This window comes from Sporosarcina sp. P16b, from assembly GCF_002743065.1.
GTDB lineage: Bacteria > Bacillota > Bacilli > Bacillales_A > Planococcaceae > Sporosarcina.
In genome coordinates this window covers 1-3,448 of sequence record NZ_PDYO01000035.1, presented here as the reverse complement: position 1 = coordinate 3,448, position 3,448 = coordinate 1, and the positions used below count along the sequence as shown (strand labels likewise).

Genomic DNA, 3,448 nt, shown 5'->3' with positions numbered 1-3,448 from the left:
AATAGATATCTGATTGGGAAGCCGTATAGTTGTCCGCTTTGCGACGGGTTTGCGAACTTCTACATTCTTTAGTATTGTGCACCTGTGCACCACACAACTTCGACACTAGTCTGAATAGTTCTTGAGTTGTATGATACAGGTGCGCTAAACGACAATAAACTGAAGTTTAGCAACAGGGAATGTGGCGCTATGCCAATCGATTGGTTTGCAGGTCCTGCAAGAGACTTTCTCTTTTTTGTACAGAATGACGAGAAGATCAAGAAGAACTCAACTTCTAGGTAGGCGCGAATTGCGGACAAGCTCTAGATTATAATCGTGTCCGTTTGTCTGATCAGTTATTGCGCATCAATACGCTGACCATCTCTCACCGAACAGGAGCCGAAAAAGCACTGAGCCGATTAAGGCAGGCCATCTTTAGCCTCACAGAAAAAAGCGGCTACGTAGGCGCTATTGAAACCGGTTAGACCATATCGTGAAGGTAAATGATACCAACGTCGGAAACCTGGTGGCGGCTGAGTCGCGTATCCGGGATGCAGATATAGCGAAAGAGATGTTTAATCAGATAAGAGAGTTTATTCTGCTGCAGGCAGGGCAGGCGACGATGAGTCATACGAAGATTTATCCGGAAAGGATTTTGGGATTGTTGAAATAATTAGTTGCTTACAAAAAAATAACCTGCAATACCTGTCACATATTGTCTTTTGTGGACAGTAAATTAGATTTGAGGTGTATGTAGTTGATTTGGTTGATTTATGGTGAATATTTTAAGGGTAAAGAGAAGGATATTCATTTATTTAAAGAATTGAAATGGTACACATGGGTGATAACAATAATAATTTTTACAGCAATATTTTCATGTTATTTTTCATGGTTTAAGGTTACAAACAGCGCTATTTCTTTCATTGTCTGCTTGCTGCTTTCATTACTAGTCGGACTTTACATGGGATTTGAATTAAAAAAAATAAAAGACAGAAAATATGGTTCGGAAAGGAATATACATTCAAAGAACCTTGAAAATTTGAAACAATCGCTTTCCTCTTTTAATGTTACTCAAAAGGAACAATTAGATATACTAACAGAGCAAATAGAAGAAATTCTTCCTTCTCTAAAAGTAAGTGAGAAATTTTATAAAATAGTTAAAGATATAGCAGTCTTAATTCTCATTCCTCTCTCTCTATTATTTATAAAAGAATCTCTCTCGAATGAGGAGTACTTCGGATTAGCTATGATGATGGGCTCTTTAATATTTATTTTTATTGGAATGGGGCTTATGGTTAAAGAACCTTTCAAGATGATATTAGATTGGCAATATCGCAATATGAAAGAACTAAAACTATCAATAGAGGATGTTAAGATTGATTTGTTAAAAGATAAATAAGCCTTGAATTTATCAACAGCAACTGAATCTAGAACTTGATTATTACGTTAACTGGTATCACAAATTTCGAAGCCATGGCATCCTTGATTATCTAACGCTGATCTAATACTGCATAGCTACCATGCGCAGTTAAGCAAATAGCGCGCAACGGGCGTTGCGACTTTACAGTTAGGGGCAGCTTAGGCGGGCAACACCAGTTCCTATCAACTGACGTTCTGGCTCAGAAGTCATGCCCGTAGAGACTCGCTGCCAAGTCGCAACTTCAAATGGAAACAGACCATAAAATTTTTGTGCGTTATTATCGCGCACACCTGTGCAACATACAAATTGAGAGTAATCCAGAATAGTGCCGGAGCTGTGTGAATCAGTGTTTGCTAGACGAAATTTAGTGTAACGCACCTGTGCATCACGCAACTCGAGAACTATTCTGAATAGTGTCTGAAATGTGTGATGCACAGGTGCACTTTCTAGGGAATTCTTATCGATCTCATCGTTATAATCAGTTATCGAAAGAACTTGGTTTTATACCAAGTATGTCCCGAAAAGCAAACTGTTGGGATAATGCTGTGATTGAAAGTTTTTTTCACATTTTAAAACTGAGTTACCTTATCATTGTTCAATTGAAACGCCAACGCTTCTTGAGGAAGTCATTCCAAAGTTCATTAAATACTACAAAGAAATACGTAGCCAAAAACGCTTAGGTTATTTGTCTCCCGAAGCATTCCTGGCTAGTTATTTGAAAAGTGCATAACACACACAATTGTACATAAACTTTCGCGTCCATTTTTTATGGGCTTGACTACAGGTGCACGTTCTATCATTATGGGGAAAGCCATTTAAATTTAATCGGAATGTTACTCGGAATACTATTAGAGCAACGGATTTATGGAAATGGGCAGTATTTGTATTTTACGGATGGTGTTCTAGTGGGATTTCAGGATTGAGTTTGAGAATAAAACAATTCCATTGTACGGTGAACTTCTATTAAAATAGTCTAAGCTGACGGAACACACAGTAAATATCCAACAAGTAGAGCAAGGCAATATTTTAATACCGTCTTTTGAGAAAAACTAATGTTTATATTGGAGGGTCAGTATGTTCGAACAGATGACATCAGCATTTTTAAGTGCTGCGTTTACAAAATTCTTTAGTATTCTCTTCCCTTCTAACGCACTATCTACGACTAAAGAAGTTGTATGGAAAGTGGATGTCTCTTCGAAGGGGATAAGTCTGGAATATGAAAGCAAAAAGATTGAATTGAGTAATAAACAAGTTAGAGAATTATTAAATGACCAATTCCTATTTAAAGAATATCAATCTTTTTCAAATAAGATTAGTCAAGGTCCCCGCAATACTCAAAGCAAGAATCTCAATGTGAAAACAAAAGATTCCAACCATTCTTTAGAGTTAGAAGCTAATCCGCCTATTAAAGGATATATTAAATTTAATAGCATTAATTCATTGGATGACTTCTATAAAAAAGCATTTTTAAGAAGAGAAAAGATTAAGGTAGAAGACATTAGCTTTGAAACAATAAACCCAGAAAATGAATCTAAAATCGAACCTTTGAAACAAATGTTGAAAAATAAAGAAAGCGGACTGGTAATAAGTGCTACACATCCAGTAAACACCACTAAATGCAAAATAATATTTGAATCTGACGATATAAATAAACATAAATTTTTTAACGTTCCAATTGAATTAAGCTTATTTGACTATACTGAAAGTACTGTAATCTTTAACAATCATTTAGAACTTGATCCGTTGTTTACATTACCTCTTAAAATTCCGTTAAATAATAGTATTAATGAAGTATGTTTTAATTATTCGTTAACAAAGAAAGGGGAGAAAGATGTACAAAGTTTAATAATGTTGAATACGTTGAATAGACTCATGATGAACTTAAATATGAAGTTAAAAGTAATTAATAGCTTTAATGATTATTGCATATGAATTGAGCCACCTCTGCGGAGTTTTGAGCCACTCAGTGCGGACGATTGAGCCAGTGAATGCGGACGTGAGAGCCACCCTACTAATTAAATCACCTTCTGTATAATTGAAATCGCATGC

The 3,448-nt window shown here is 35.8% G+C and carries 3 protein-coding genes and 2 pseudogenes; all 5 read left to right on the top strand.

What is annotated here, in order from left to right; translation table 11 throughout:
• Positions 1 to 466: 466 nt before the first annotated feature.
• Positions 467 to 652: pseudogene (locus tag CSV77_RS17440) on the top strand (flagellin); the annotation flags it as partial.
• 84 nt (positions 653 to 736) lie between these two features.
• On the top strand, positions 737 to 1,378 hold the full coding sequence (locus CSV77_RS16580; protein WP_099674253.1) for a hypothetical protein: 642 nt from the start codon (positions 737 to 739) through the stop codon (positions 1,376 to 1,378).
• Positions 1,379 to 1,848: 470 nt separating this feature from the next.
• Positions 1,849 to 1,986, top strand: a pseudogene (locus tag CSV77_RS17435) (IS3 family transposase); the annotation flags it as partial.
• A gap of 11 nt (positions 1,987 to 1,997) precedes the next feature.
• A complete protein-coding gene (locus CSV77_RS17430; RefSeq protein WP_099674255.1) occupies positions 1,998 to 2,129 on the top strand; it encodes a hypothetical protein in 132 nt (43 codons plus the stop codon).
• Positions 2,130 to 2,473: 344 nt separating this feature from the next.
• Positions 2,474 to 3,331: a hypothetical protein gene (locus CSV77_RS16565; protein WP_099674252.1), complete on the top strand. Its 858-nt coding sequence runs from the start codon at positions 2,474 to 2,476 to the stop codon at positions 3,329 to 3,331.
• Positions 3,332 to 3,448: the final 117 nt, after the last annotated feature.

Coding starts and splice junctions, on each gene's coding strand:
- CSV77_RS16565 (WP_099674252.1), top strand. CDS start 2,474: ATGTTCGAACAGATGACATCAGCATTTTTAAGTGCTGCGTTTACAAAA.